Below are 12,479 nucleotides of genomic sequence, written 5' to 3' on the forward strand. Positions count from 1 at the left end.
GAAGCTGCTTTCTTTGCTTACTTTCTTTGCAGCAGCAAAGAAAGTGAGTCCCGCCCCGGACAGGGGCAGAGCAAATAAACCAAAAACAAAGCAAGTTCCATAGAAGCGCAAAAACATCAAACGGGTGTAACCCAAAACCGACCCCAAAACCCCAAGCGCCAGCGCCAATCACAACACGACTGTACGGTCACCATTAATAAACACGCGCCGCTCGATGAACGCCTTCACCGCACGCGCAAGCGTAATGCACTCCACATCGCGCCCCGTCGCGAGCAGCCGCTCAGGGCTATACGAATGATCGACACGCTCAACAACTTGCTCGATGATCGGGCCTTCGTCGAGATCATCGGTGACGAAGTGCGCCGTCGCGCCGATCAGCTTCACGCCGCGCGCATGCGCCTGATGATAAGGCTTCGCGCCCTTGAACCCAGGCAGGAAAGAATGATGGATGTTGATCGCGCGCGCCGCGAGCTTGCGGCTCGTGTCGCCTGAAAGAATCTGCATGTAACGCGCGAGGATCATCAACTCGGCGCCGGATGTCTCGAACAGATCGAGCACGCGCGCTTCCTGTTGCGGCTTTGTATCGGCAGTGATCGGCAGATGATGGAACGGCAGGCCGTGCTGCACGGCTAGCGGTTCCAGGTCCCGATGATTCGAGCCAATCCCGACGATGTCCATCTTCAGTTCGCCCATGCGCCAGCGGAACAGCAGGTCGGCGAGACAGTGCTCAAGCTTCGACACCATGATCAGCACCTTCGGCCGCGCGCCGACATCGTGCATCGCCCAGGTCATGTGAAAGCGCACCGCAATCGATTCGAACTCGCGCCTGAGCGCGTCGATCTGCAAGGTCTCGTCGCGTTCGACGCCATGAAATACGCAGCGCACGAAAAAGCGCTCGCTCAGGTCGTCGTCGAAGACGGTCAGTTCGTCGATGTAGCAATGATGCCGGTCGAGAAAGCCGATGACGGCGGCAACCTGGCCCGCCGCGCTCGGACACGCGACGGTAAGCACCAGTTGATGAGGACGGGAATCGGCGGACATGCACTCTCCAATATGGCGATTGGCCGGCGCCACGAATGCGGCGCGCATGATCGCAGTAGAGCAAACCGGAGGCGTGCGCGGATAGAAGCTAAACGCCGTCGCGCTGGAACGGGAACGTCAAAGCGTCATTCGATGCCGCATTCATCCAGCAGCCACTGGCGGAATGCGTGGACCGTCGGCGTCGGGGCGCGCTGCGTGACGAGCAGATAGCCGTGTTCGGTCACGACGGGCGCATCGAACAGCCGGACGAGTTGCCCGGTCGCGATCAGCTCATCGACGAGCGGCGCCCAGCCGAGCGCGACGCCTTGTCCCATGACCGCGGCGTGCGCAACGAACGCGTAGCTGTTGAACGTGATGCCGCGATGCGCGGGCGGCGAATCGAGCCCGTGCGCGGCGAACCAGCCGTCCCACGAGAGCCAGCGTTCCGGCGTTGTCGGTTCCAGATGCAGCAGCGGCAGCGATGCCAGATCGGCGGGCGCGCGAGGGCGCGCATTCGCCGCGAGAAACGATGGGCTGCACACCGGCGTGACCTCCTCGGCGAACAGCTTCACGACCTCGCGTGCGCCCCAGTCGGCGTGCGGATCGCCGAACGCGATCGCGATGTCCGCATGATCGTGCGACGTGTCGAACACGTTCTGCGACGTGATGATCTTCACGTCGACATCCGGCATCAGCGCCTTGAACTGCGACAGGCGCGGCATCAGCCAGTAGGTCGCGAAACCGAAATCGGTGGAGAGCGTCAGCGTGCGCGGCGTGTGCCGCGCGCGGATGTCGGCGGTGGCGAGGCGGATCGTGTCGAGTGCCTGACGCACTGCCTGGAACAGCCGCGTGCCATCTTCGGTGAGCGTCACGCCGCGATGCCCGCGTTCGAAGAGCGGCGCGCCGAGGGCTTCTTCCAGTTGAACGATGCGCTGGCTGACCGCCGGCTGCGTCGAGCCGAGTTCGCGTGCGGCGGCGGTAAAGCTAGCGAGCCGCGCGGCGGACTCGAACATCGATAGCGCTTGCATCGGCGGCAAGCGATCCTGCCTCGGCATAACTCCCCCTTATGGGCACATAACGAATTGCCGTCTTCACAGCACAGCCATGAACGGCAATAGTGACGCTCATGCCCGGTCCTGTAACCACGCATTGCGACTGGGTCGATTCTATTCGAGGCACGTCCCCATGCTCAGCACGAAACAAAATATCCTTATCCTCATGGCGGATCAGATGACGCCGTACGCGCTCGCCGCATATGGTCATCGCCTGACGAAGACGCCGCATCTCGACCGGCTCGCGAAAGAAGGCGTCGTGTTCGATTCGGCTTACTGCGCGAGTCCGCTATGCGCGCCGTCGCGATTCTCGTTCCTGTCGGGCAAGCTGCCTTCCGCGATCGGCGCGTATGACAACGCGGCCGAGCTTCCCTCGCAGACACTGACGTTCGCGCACTATCTTCGCGCCGAAGGTTATCGGACGATCCTGTCCGGCAAGATGCATTTCTGCGGCGCGGACCAGTTGCATGGATTCGAAGAACGCCTGACCACCGATATCTATCCCGCCGATTTCGGCTGGACGCCCGACTGGGAAAATTTCGAGGACCGCCCGAGCTGGTATCACAACATGAGCTCGGTGATCGACGCGGGTCCGTGCGTGCGCACGAACCAGCTCGACTTCGACGATGAAGTGACGTTCACCACGCGTCAGAAGCTCTTCGACATCGCACGCGAGCGCAACGCCGGCAAGGGCGCGCGCCCGTTCTGCATGGTCGCGTCGCTCACGCATCCGCACGATCCGTACGCGATCCCGCGGAAGTACTGGGACATGTATCGCGATGAGGACATCGACATGCCCGTGCATCGCGACTCGCTGGAGGAGTGCGATCCGCATTCGAAGCGCCTGCGCTACGTGTATGAAGCGGACCGCACGCCCCCCACCAACCAGCAGGTTCGCAATGCGCGCCGTGCATACTACGGCGCGATCTCCTACGTCGACGACCAGTTCGGCGCGATCCTCGAAGCGCTGAAGCAGTCGGGACTCGATGAGGACACCATCGTCATCGTCACGTCGGACCACGGCGAGATGCTTGGTGAACGCGGCCTCTGGTACAAGATGACGTTTTTCGAAGGCGGCTGCCGCGTGCCGCTGATCGTGCATGCGCCCCGGCAGTTCGACGCGCATCGCGTGAAGGCATCCGTGTCGCATCTGGACCTGCTGCCGACGCTGGTCGAACTCGGCCGGGGCGCGCCGCGCTACACATGGCCCGATTCGCTCGACGGCCGGAGCCTGGTGCCGCATCTTCAGAACGCCCGCGATGCGCATGACGAAGCCATCGGCGAGTATCTCGGCGAAGGCGCCATCGCGCCGATCGCGATGCTGCGGCGCGGACGCTTCAAGTTCATCCATACGTCGGCGGATCCCGATCAACTCTACGACCTCGCCGCTGATCCGCTGGAGCGCACCAATCTCGCGATGAACGCCGACTACCGGTCGCACGTCACTGCATTCCGCGAGGAAATTGCCAGGCGCTGGGACCTTGCCGCGTTGCATGACCAGGTGCTCAAGAGTCAGCGCCGCCGCCGTTTTCACTTCGAAGCGACCACCCGTGGCGTGATCGAGTCATGGGACTGGCAGCCGCAGGTCGATGCAAGCCAGCGCTACATGCGCAATCACATCGACCTCGACACGCTCGAAGCCATGGCCCGCTTTCCGGCCGTCGCCCGCTAACGATCCATCCCTACCCGAAGGAAGCTGAGATGAAAACGCCCCTGAAGCAAGTGCTGTTCGGAGCAGTGTTGCTATGCGCTGCTTCGATCGTGTCGGCCGCGGAGCCGCAAGCCTGCACGCAAGTGAGGATGGCCGGCCCCGGCTGGACCGATATCGACGCGACCAACGCGATGACCGGTGTCGTGCTGAAGGCGCTCGGGTACAAGCAGAACGTGGCGAACCTGTCTGTGCCGATCACGTATCAGGGCTTGAAGAAAGGGCAGATCGACGTGTTCCTCGGCAACTGGATGCCCGCGCAAGCGCCGCTCGTGAAGCCGTTCGTCGAGGAGAAGTCGGTTGAAGTCGTGCATCCGAACTTGAGCAACGCAAAGTTCACGCTCGCGGTTCCCGACTATGTGGCGGCAGCGGGCGTCCATTCATTCGCCGACCTCGCGAAGAACGCCGACAAGTTCGATAGCAGGATATACGGCATCGAACCGGGCGCGCCCGCCAACCAGAACATCAAGAAGATGGTCGATGACAAGGCGTTCGGGCTGGGCAGTTGGAAGGTGGTCGAGTCGAGCGAGACGGGCATGCTGACGCAAGTCGAGCGGGCCGTGCGGGACAAGAAGTGGATCGTATTTTTGGCGTGGGAACCGCATTTGATGAACACGAAGTTCAAGCTCGCCTATCTCGACGGCGGCGACCAGTACTTCGGGCCGAACTATGGCGGCGCGACTGTGAATACCGTGGCACGGATGGGCTATGAAGCGCAATGTCCGAATGTCGGGCGCCTTTTCAAGCAGCTGACATTCAACGTCGATCTCGAGAACGGCGTGATCACCGACGTGCTGGAGAAGAAGACCAGCATCGACATGGCCGCGACCGATGCGCTCAAGCGTCATCCCGAACTGCTGAAGACGTGGCTCGATGGTGTGAACACGGTAAGCGGAGCGAACGGTCTGCAGGCGGTGCAGACCGTGCTCGGCGTCAAATGATCAGCTAGTCGCAACTGGACAGATTCGCGTCGCGATCAATATGGACCTCCAACCGTTGCGGTCAGGTCAAACCTGCCTGGGCAGCGGATGAGGCGGCATATTTTCCGCAATGAAAATCGGAGGTTTCTCGTATCGTGGCCCGTCCCACCTTCGCTAGGCTCGGTTGTTCGATAACTTGAGAGCCGAGGACACATTCGAATGCCAGCGAGCGAAAGCACCATGACAGGCACGCATCTGCGAGCCACCTTTGGGTCATTGTCCAAACGTGACAGATGCATCACCCACGCAACAGGTGAACCGAGGATCGGAGATTGGGACGCCGCGGACGAATGGGGCGTCCATGCGTAGGGCGGCGGTGCGGCACGGCGACCCGACAACGACGGGAGGCTTTGTGATTGCCTGCTCGTCCACGATTCACGACGACGGGAAAAAGGTCGCCCTCAGCGGCGATGAGGCAACCTGCGGTAACTGCAAGGGTGCATACAAGATATTCGGAACCGGTCAGGAGATATCGGAAAAAGGACGGGCTGTCGTTCTCGACAGTGATTCGGTGCTGTGCCCGTGCGGAAAAAACAGAGTAATCGTCGGCAGCAATCCCGGTATTCTTTGTTGAAGCGGGCAGCGGCTCGTCGGTCGCTCGCAAAGCGCCGACCGACCCTGCGTTGGCATCGTATTTCGGCTCTGCCAGCAAATTTGACGAACAGGTCCGCGCCACTGTCTCCGGCATAGCGCTTGAGGGTTATCCGTACTTCATCGAGGCACCGGATGGCCGGACCTTTTCTGGGCAAACGGATCGCAACGGCCGGTTACCACGGATCGTCACGAACGGGGCGCACGAGTTCACCGTTCATTGGGGTGATGCAGCACTCGCAAAGCAGGATGGTGATTGAATAATGCCGAACAGGATGACTGCTGTAAGAACCAACCCGACGCTCAATTCGACTAAAGACGTGTCGTTGAATGCGTTGACATTCGAAGCGCTGTGGAGCGCGTATCCAAAGTTTGATCCGTGCCGGGGCCATTACCAGGATCAGTGCGCCGCGCGACTAGGAGTGGCTTTGCGGGGTTGCGGAATTGAAGGGCTGTCGTTCAGAGGCGTTCGTTGCAATGCAGACGATCCTGGACACATGCTGCGAGCCGCCGAGGTAGCGGAGTGGTTGCATCGAAGGCCCTTCGCTGGATGTCCGGAAGCTGTTTCTCTTATGCCCGGGAGATGGGATACGGACGCCAAGGGAAGAACCGGTATTGTCTTCTTTGACGGGTATTGGCATCGTGATTCGGATGGTCCGAACGTTACGACGGGCAACCATATTGACTTATGGAACGGCAGTCGGCTGACGATGGCCGGGGTAACCGGTACGCTTGCCACCATCGGTCGTTTTGTATTGGGGCGACGATCAATTGGAGCGGGCACTGCATTGGTTACTCTGATCTGCGTAATTCCAACAAGATACTATTCTGGGAAGTCAATTGATTCGGGGCGTCATGGTGTCGGCGTGCTTTGTTCTATTGGGCCTCGTCAGTTTCTGGGGATGGACAGGAATTGACGAGCAGCTATGTCGCTCCTTCCCGAGCGCGTGCATACCTCCGCAGGGCCTGTGTGCGGAGCTGGATAAATGCGGAATGTCGACGCTCAAGTTCATTGCGTTGTCAGCGGTTGTCTTCGGCCCATCAATTGCGTTCGGGATTGCGGCAGCTATTTCTGCCCGGAGGCAGAGAGGCTTTGCCTTTTGGAGTGTCTTGGCTATAGCTCTCGTTCTACTACATTGGACAATCATGACTGGCATTCGGCTGGCATGAAGACCGCATCGCTCGCCATGTAAGCGCTGAATTGATCGTCGCGATCGTTGGCCGTGATCCGCGGCCGCGTACCTTCGGTGTAGCAGGTCCACAGCGTCGCTTGTTTCGAAGCGACGCAATTCCGCCGAAGTCTCATCTTCAAACCGGGCTATAACTATCGCTGGGTTCAACGTCGATCTTGAGAACGGCGTGATCACCGATGTGCTGGAGAAGAAGACCAACATCGACATGGCCGCGACCGATGCGCTCAAGCGTCATCCCGAACTGCTGAAGACGTGGCTCGATGGTGTGAACACGGTAAGCGGAGCGAACGGTCTGCAGGCGGTGCAGACCGTGCTCGGCGTCAAATGACCAGCTAGTCGCAACTGGACAGATTCGCGTCGCAATCGGTCGCGTCGCGATCAATATGGACCCGTATTTTTACACCATCGATGGATGCGCTCACGCGTGAACGCATCCATCGTCAAAGCCGCAGTCGAAGTGAACGCCCACGTCTTGCGAGAAGTGCCGCGCGAACGCCATGTCGCGCGGCAGGGACTCGCTTTATCCAACGAAACATGCAGCAAGAGCAGGGGATAAGCCCATGAAGAAAAGAAATGCCGCCAGGCTCGCGGGACTCACGTTCGTGGCCGGCGCCGCAAGCGTACCCGCGATCGTCCATGCGCAGAGCAGCGTCACGCTATACGGTATTCTCGATGCGGGCATTACCTATGTGAACAACACCGGCGGCGCGCACGTCTGGAAATTCGACGACGGCATTTCATACGGCAACCGGATCGGCTTCAAGGGTGTCGAGGATCTCGGCGGCGGACTGCAGGCGGTGTTCGTGCTCGAATCGGGCTTCCATCTCGGCAACGGGCAACTGGGGTTCGGCGGCGCGGAGTTCGGACGCCAGGCTTATGTGGGCCTGAAGAACGAGTGGGGCACTGTCTCGCTCGGTAACCAGCTCGACATGACCGAGGAGTTCGTCTATCTCTACAACATCTCCGCGTGGGCGAGCGGCTACGCGATCCACCAGGGCGATTTCGACCGCATGAACGGCGACCGCCTGCCCAATTCGATCAAGTTTCTTTCGAGCGACTACGCGGGCTTCACGTTCGGCGGCATGTATTCGTTCGGCAACACCGCGGGCGACTTCCACCAGAAGAGCGCGTGGAGCGTCGGCGCGCACTACGCGCGCAACACGTTCAACATCGGCGCGGCCTATACGCAGTTGAACAACCCGTTCGGCATCTATGCGTTCGACCCGTACGCGATGATCGGCACGCGCACGTTCCTCGGCCAGCCGACCGTCTCTGTCGATCCCGCGACGGGCGCGGTCACCGACCTCTATAGCTCGACGGCGTTCCCCGTGGACAAGCAAGGCGCGTTTGCGATCGGCGCGGCCTATACGATCGGAGACTTCCTGCTCTCGGGCAACTTCACGTATACGACGATCAAGGGGCTTGGGCAAACATCGCATATGCAGGTTTATGAAGGCGGTGGGTCGTATAACTTCACGCCGTCGCTTGCGCTTTATGCGGGCTATCAGCATACGAGCTTCGAAGGGAATCACTGGAATCAGGGCTCGCTTGGGCTGCATTACCTGCTGTCCAAACGCACCGATGTTTATATCTCCGGTGACTATCTGCGTGCATCGGATGGTGTGAACGCGGTGATCGGATATAGCTTCACGCCTTCGTCGTCGAATACGCAGAGCGATGTTCGCATCGGCATGCGGCATTCGTTCTAGGGCGCGATTGACTGCTGACGCCTGGGGTTACGGTGTGGAACACTGCAACCCGAGCGCAACCCCTCACTCCTCAACGGCAGCTTCCATCGCCCGAACGGGAGTGGTCGTGCGCAGCGCGCTACGATCGTGTCGCGGGCTCGTGCCAAAGCGCGCACGGTACGTGCGCGAGAAATGCGAAGGGGATTCGAACCCGCACGCCACGCACACCGCCATGATCGACATGTCGGTCTGCTGCAGCAGTTCGCGGGCGCGCGTGAGGCGCAGCCCGAGATAGAAATGCGTCGGCGTATCCTTCATCGCCGAGCAGAAGAGTCGCTCCAACTGGCGCCGCGTCACGCTGATCGACTCGGCGAGTTCATCGGGCGAAAGCGGCTCTTCCATGTGCTGTTCCATCACGCCGATCACCTGGATCAGCTTGCGATTGTGCACGCCATAGCGCGCGGCGATCTGCATGCGCTGATGATCCGAGCGCTGCCGGATGCGCCCGAGCACGAACTGCTCCGAAACCTGCGCCGCCAGTTCCGCGCCATGACGGCGCGCGATCACGTCGAGCATCAGGTCGATCGAAGCGGTTCCGCCCGCGCAAGTAATGCGCCGCTCGTCGATCTCGAACAACTCCGGACTCACTTCAAGCGCCGGATAGCGCTCCTGAAACGCCGACGCCGCTTCCCAGTGCACGGTCACGCGCTTGTGCTCGAGCAGCCCCGCTTCGGCGAGGATGAAGCTGCCCGTGTCGATGCCACCCAGCGTCGCGCCCGCGCGGTCGAGCCGCCGCAACCAATCGGCGATCTCGCGCGTGTAGCGCACGAGCGGCTCGAAGCCCGCGACGACGAACACGGTGCTCGCGTCCTTCACGCTGTCGAAGGCGCCTTCCGCGTTGAGCGAGATGCCGTTGCTCGCGGCGACCGGGCCGCCATCGGCGCTCAGGATGTGCCATCGATACAGCGCGCCGCTGAAGCGGTTCGCGACGCGCAACGGTTCGATCGCCGACATGAAGCCGATCGACGAGAACTCGGGCAGCAGCAGGAAGTAGAAGTCTTCGGTCATCGAGGGCGGCGCGTGTGGATCAGCCGATCACGCTAACAAGCCGAAATGCCGCGCGCAATCCGGCGTGTCCCGGACGCCGCCGCCGAGGTCGCAGCGAGTCAACTCCCGGTCGCAACCGGTCGCCTTCGCGCCTTTATGCGGCGGTACTTTTATGCACGGGCAGGCAGAACGCCCGGCCCCGCAAATACCGGAACAGGACGCCATGAGACCACTTTCGAAAACACTGCTTGCCTGCCTGTGCGTCGCATCGGCATCGGCCGGCGTCGCGCATGCTCAAGCGAAGGACGACGAATCCTGCCACACCGTGCGCTTCGTCGATATCGGCTGGACCGACATCACGTCGACGACCGCACTCGCGTCGGTCGTGTTCGAAGGACTCGGCTATGCGCCGAAAACGACGGTCGCTTCCGTGCCGATCTCGCTCGCGGGCCTGAAGAGTAAGCAGATCGACGTCTCGCTCGGCTACTGGTGGCCGGTGCAGCAAAAGGCCGTGGAGCCGTTCCTCGAGTCGAAATCGATCCAGAAGCTCGAACCGCCGAATCTCTCGGGCGCGAAAGCCACGCTCGCCGTGCCGAGCTATGAGTACGCCGCGGGCCTGAAGACTTTCGCCGACATCGCGAAGCATCGCGACGAACTCGACGGCAAGATCTACGGCATCGAGCCCGGCAGCAGCGCGAACGCGAAGATCCAGAAGATGATCGACGCGAACCAGTTCGGGCTCGGCGGATTCAAGCTCGTGCAGTCGAGCGAGGCGGGCATGCTCGTGACCGTCGAGCGCGCGATCCGCGAGAAGAAGTGGGTGGTCTTTCTCGGCTGGGAACCGCATCCGATGAACATCCAGATGAAGATCGACTATTTGTCGGGCGGCGATGAAGTGTTCGGCCCGAACTACGGCGAAGCGCGCGTCTACACGCTGACCAATCCCGATTTCCTCACGCGCTGCCCGAACGCGGGCAAGCTCGTCACCAACCTGCGCTTCACGACGCAACTCGAAAACCAGTTGATGCAGCCGGTGATGAACAAGGAGCGTCCCGCCGAAGCGGCCAGGGCTTACCTGAAGAAGAACCCGCAAGTGCTCGATGCGTGGCTGGCGGGCGTGAAGACGGTCGACGGCAAGGATGGCCTGCCGGCGGTCAAGCAATACCTCGGTCTCTAAGTCGATCTCTAAGTCGATCTTCAAGTCACTAACAAGGACAGCGCGAACATGAACTACGAAGTGATCGTGACCTGCGCGGTAACCGGCGCGGGCGACACGACGACGAAGCACCCCGCCATTCCCGTCACGCCGAAGCAGATCGCCGAAGCCGCCATCGAAGCGGCACGCGCGGGCGCGACGGTTGCGCATTGCCATGTGCGCGATCCGAAGACGGGGCGCGGCAGCCGCGATCCCGCGCTGTATCGCGAGGTGGTGGATCGCATCCGCTCATCGGACGTGGACGTCATCATCAACCTGACCGCCGGCATGGGCGGCGACCTGGAAATCGGCGCGGGCGAAGCGCCGATGCGGTTCGGCGCGGGCACGGACCTGGTCGGCGGATTGACGCGTCTCGCGCACGTCGAGGAGTTGTTGCCGGAGATCTGCACGCTCGATTGCGGCACGCTCAACTTCGGCGACGGCGACTACATCTATGTGTCGACGCCCGCGCAATTGCGGGCGGGAGCCAGGCGCATCCAGGAACTGGGCGTGAAGCCCGAACTGGAGATCTTCGATACGGGCCATCTCTGGTTCGCCAAGCAGTTGCTCAAAGAGGGCCTGCTCGACGATCCGCCGCTGTTCCAGCTTTGCATGGGCATTCCGTGGGGCGCGCCGCCCGACACCGGCACGATGAAGTCGATGGTCGACAACATGCCGCCCGGCGCGCACTGGGCGGGCTTCGGCATCGGCCGCATGCAGATGCCGATGGTCGCGCAGGCGATGCTGCTTGGCGGCCACGTGCGGGTCGGGCTGGAGGACAACCTCTATCTCGACCGCGGCGTGCATGCGACGAACGGCACGCTCGTGCAAAGGGCGGTCGAGATCATCGAGCGGCTCGGCGGGCGCGCGTTGACGCCTGCGGAAGGGCGCAGGAAGCTCGGTTTGCCTGCACGCGGCGAGCGTCTGCTCGATCGTCGTGCGTTGATGGACTTCGCTTGATTGTCACGAAGACCCAAGGATCGAGAACCCAGGACCAAGGAACAAGCACATGCAAGTGAAAACATTCGCCGCGCTCGGCGCGGGCGTGATCGGTAGCGGCTGGGTGGCGCGCGCGCTCGCGCATGGACTCGACGTGATCGCGTGGGACCCGGCGCCGGGCGCCGAGCAGCAGTTGCGGGCCAATGTGGCGAACGCGTGGCCGGCACTCGAACGCGTCGGGCTGGCGAAGGGCGCGGCGCAGGAGCGGTTGCGGGTTGTCGCGAGCGTCGAGGAATGCGTGGCCGATGCCGATTTCATTCAGGAAAGCGCGCCGGAGCGCGAGGACCTCAAGCTCACGCTGCACGAACGCGTGAGCCGCGCAGCGAAGCCGGAGGCGATCATCGCATCGTCCACGTCGGGTTTGTTGCCGAGCGATTTTTACGCGAACGCGGTTCATCCCGAGCGTTGTGTTGTCGGGCATCCGTTCAATCCGGTGTATCTGTTGCCGCTTGTCGAGGTGCTGGGCGGCGAGCGCACGTCGGGCGAGACGATCGACGCTGCGATGAGCTTTTATGCGTCGATCGGCATGCGGCCGTTGAGGGTGAGGAAGGAAGTGCCGGGCTTTATCGCGGATCGGCTGCTCGAAGCGCTTTGGCGTGAAGCGCTGCACCTGGTGAATGAGGGTGTGGCGACCACTGGCGAAATCGACGATGCCATTCGGTATGGCGCCGGTATCCGGTGGTCGTTCATGGGTACGTTTCTGACCTACACGCTGGCAGGCGGCGAGGCCGGCATGCGACACTTCATGCAGCAGTTCGGCCCCGCGCTCGAATTGCCGTGGACGAAACTCGTCGCGCCGGAGCTTACCGATCAGCTGATCGATCGCGTGGTTGAGGGGACTTCGCGGCAAACGGCCGGCCGTAGTGTGAAGGAACTGGAGCGCTATCGGGATGATTGCATTACGAGTGTGATCGAGGCGGTTGGCGCCGCTAAGGCGCGGCATGGCATTGAGGATTGATGGGCGCTGGCGCTTGGGGGTGGGGCGGGGCGGGGGGGTGTCGTGTGG

General features: G+C 61.8%; 12 protein-coding genes and 1 pseudogene. 10 read left to right on the top strand and 3 right to left on the bottom strand.

Annotated elements, in window-relative coordinates; translation table 11 throughout:
• Window positions 1–168: 168 nt before the first annotated feature.
• Together purU and AWB68_RS38605 are read right to left on the bottom strand one after the other, a co-directional pair.
• The gene (purU, locus tag AWB68_RS38600) at window positions 169–1,041 is read right to left on the bottom strand and encodes a formyltetrahydrofolate deformylase (RefSeq protein WP_087649472.1); all 873 of its coding nucleotides are present in this window, start codon (window positions 1,039–1,041) and stop codon (window positions 169–171) included.
• 125 nt (window positions 1,042–1,166) lie between these two features.
• A complete protein-coding gene (locus tag AWB68_RS38605; RefSeq protein WP_087649473.1) occupies window positions 1,167–2,075 on the bottom strand; it encodes a choline sulfate utilization transcriptional regulator in 909 nt (302 codons plus the stop codon).
• Window positions 2,076–2,205: 130 nt separating this feature from the next.
• On the opposite strand from AWB68_RS38605, the gene betC reads away from it, so the two are divergent.
• From betC to AWB68_RS38630, 7 genes and pseudogenes are all read left to right on the top strand, one after another.
• A complete protein-coding gene (gene betC / locus AWB68_RS38610; RefSeq protein WP_087649474.1) occupies window positions 2,206–3,744 on the top strand; it encodes a choline-sulfatase in 1,539 nt (512 codons plus the stop codon).
• A 29-nt stretch (window positions 3,745–3,773) separates the two neighbouring features.
• A complete protein-coding gene (locus AWB68_RS38615; RefSeq protein ID WP_087649475.1) occupies window positions 3,774–4,721 on the top strand; it encodes a choline ABC transporter substrate-binding protein in 948 nt (315 codons plus the stop codon).
• 340 nt (window positions 4,722–5,061) lie between these two features.
• Window positions 5,062–5,334, top strand: a complete 273-nt coding sequence (locus AWB68_RS38620; RefSeq protein WP_087649476.1) for a PAAR domain-containing protein — start codon at window positions 5,062–5,064, stop codon at window positions 5,332–5,334.
• A gap of 49 nt (window positions 5,335–5,383) precedes the next feature.
• Complete coding sequence (locus tag AWB68_RS47415) at window positions 5,384–5,611, top strand: hypothetical protein (protein WP_125483188.1); 228 nt, start codon at window positions 5,384–5,386, stop codon at window positions 5,609–5,611.
• A 15-nt stretch (window positions 5,612–5,626) separates the two neighbouring features.
• Entirely contained in the window at window positions 5,627–6,268 is a 642-nt protein-coding gene (locus AWB68_RS51705; protein ID WP_374729651.1) for a T6SS effector amidase Tae4 family protein, read from the top strand.
• Between the two features lie 415 nt (window positions 6,269–6,683).
• Window positions 6,684–6,872: pseudogene (locus AWB68_RS47420) on the top strand (glycine/betaine ABC transporter substrate-binding protein); the annotation flags it as partial.
• Window positions 6,873–7,104: 232 nt separating this feature from the next.
• Window positions 7,105–8,253 carry a porin gene (locus AWB68_RS38630; protein ID WP_087649478.1) on the top strand — a complete coding sequence of 383 codons (1,149 nt, stop codon included), beginning with the start codon at window positions 7,105–7,107 and terminating at the stop codon, window positions 8,251–8,253.
• Window positions 8,254–8,316: 63 nt separating this feature from the next.
• On the opposite strand, the gene AWB68_RS38635 is transcribed toward AWB68_RS38630, so the two are convergent.
• Window positions 8,317–9,300 carry a GlxA family transcriptional regulator gene (locus AWB68_RS38635; protein WP_087649479.1) on the bottom strand — a complete coding sequence of 328 codons (984 nt, stop codon included), beginning with the start codon at window positions 9,298–9,300 and terminating at the stop codon, window positions 8,317–8,319.
• Between the two features lie 202 nt (window positions 9,301–9,502).
• Here AWB68_RS38635 and AWB68_RS38640 point away from each other — a divergent pair, with 202 nt between their 5' ends.
• Genes AWB68_RS38640 through AWB68_RS38650 form a run of 3 tightly spaced genes read left to right on the top strand, consistent with a single transcriptional unit; the run spans window position 9,503 to window position 12,431 of the window.
• Window positions 9,503–10,456 (top strand): choline ABC transporter substrate-binding protein, encoded by a 954-nt coding sequence (locus tag AWB68_RS38640; RefSeq protein ID WP_125483189.1) that lies wholly within the window; start codon window positions 9,503–9,505, stop codon window positions 10,454–10,456.
• 48 nt (window positions 10,457–10,504) lie between these two features.
• Complete coding sequence (gene cdhC, locus AWB68_RS38645) at window positions 10,505–11,434, top strand: 3-dehydrocarnitine:acetyl-CoA trimethylamine transferase CdhC (protein ID WP_087649480.1); 930 nt, start codon at window positions 10,505–10,507, stop codon at window positions 11,432–11,434.
• Between the two features lie 49 nt (window positions 11,435–11,483).
• Window positions 11,484–12,431: an L-carnitine dehydrogenase gene (locus AWB68_RS38650; RefSeq protein ID WP_087649481.1), complete on the top strand. Its 948-nt coding sequence runs from the start codon at window positions 11,484–11,486 to the stop codon at window positions 12,429–12,431.
• Window positions 12,432–12,479: the final 48 nt, after the last annotated feature.

It is taken from the genome of Caballeronia choica, assembly GCF_001544535.1.
In the GTDB taxonomy this organism is placed as follows: domain Bacteria; phylum Pseudomonadota; class Gammaproteobacteria; order Burkholderiales; family Burkholderiaceae; genus Caballeronia; species Caballeronia choica.

Excerpts from the sequence above, each read along its gene's own strand:
- purU (WP_087649472.1), bottom strand. The coding sequence starts at position 1,041 with ATGTCCGCCGATTCCCGTCCTCATCAACTGGTGCTTACCGTCGCGTGT.
- AWB68_RS38605 (WP_087649473.1), bottom strand. The coding sequence starts at position 2,075 with ATGCCGAGGCAGGATCGCTTGCCGCCGATGCAAGCGCTATCGATGTTC.
- betC (WP_087649474.1), top strand. The coding sequence starts at position 2,206 with ATGCTCAGCACGAAACAAAATATCCTTATCCTCATGGCGGATCAGATG.
- AWB68_RS38615 (WP_087649475.1), top strand. The coding sequence starts at position 3,774 with ATGAAAACGCCCCTGAAGCAAGTGCTGTTCGGAGCAGTGTTGCTATGC.
- AWB68_RS38620 (WP_087649476.1), top strand. The coding sequence starts at position 5,062 with ATGCGTAGGGCGGCGGTGCGGCACGGCGACCCGACAACGACGGGAGGC.
- AWB68_RS51705 (WP_374729651.1), top strand. The coding sequence starts at position 5,627 with ATGACTGCTGTAAGAACCAACCCGACGCTCAATTCGACTAAAGACGTG.
- AWB68_RS38630 (WP_087649478.1), top strand. The coding sequence starts at position 7,105 with ATGAAGAAAAGAAATGCCGCCAGGCTCGCGGGACTCACGTTCGTGGCC.
- AWB68_RS38635 (WP_087649479.1), bottom strand. The coding sequence starts at position 9,300 with ATGACCGAAGACTTCTACTTCCTGCTGCTGCCCGAGTTCTCGTCGATC.
- AWB68_RS38640 (WP_125483189.1), top strand. The coding sequence starts at position 9,503 with ATGAGACCACTTTCGAAAACACTGCTTGCCTGCCTGTGCGTCGCATCG.
- cdhC (WP_087649480.1), top strand. The coding sequence starts at position 10,505 with ATGAACTACGAAGTGATCGTGACCTGCGCGGTAACCGGCGCGGGCGAC.
- AWB68_RS38650 (WP_087649481.1), top strand. The coding sequence starts at position 11,484 with ATGCAAGTGAAAACATTCGCCGCGCTCGGCGCGGGCGTGATCGGTAGC.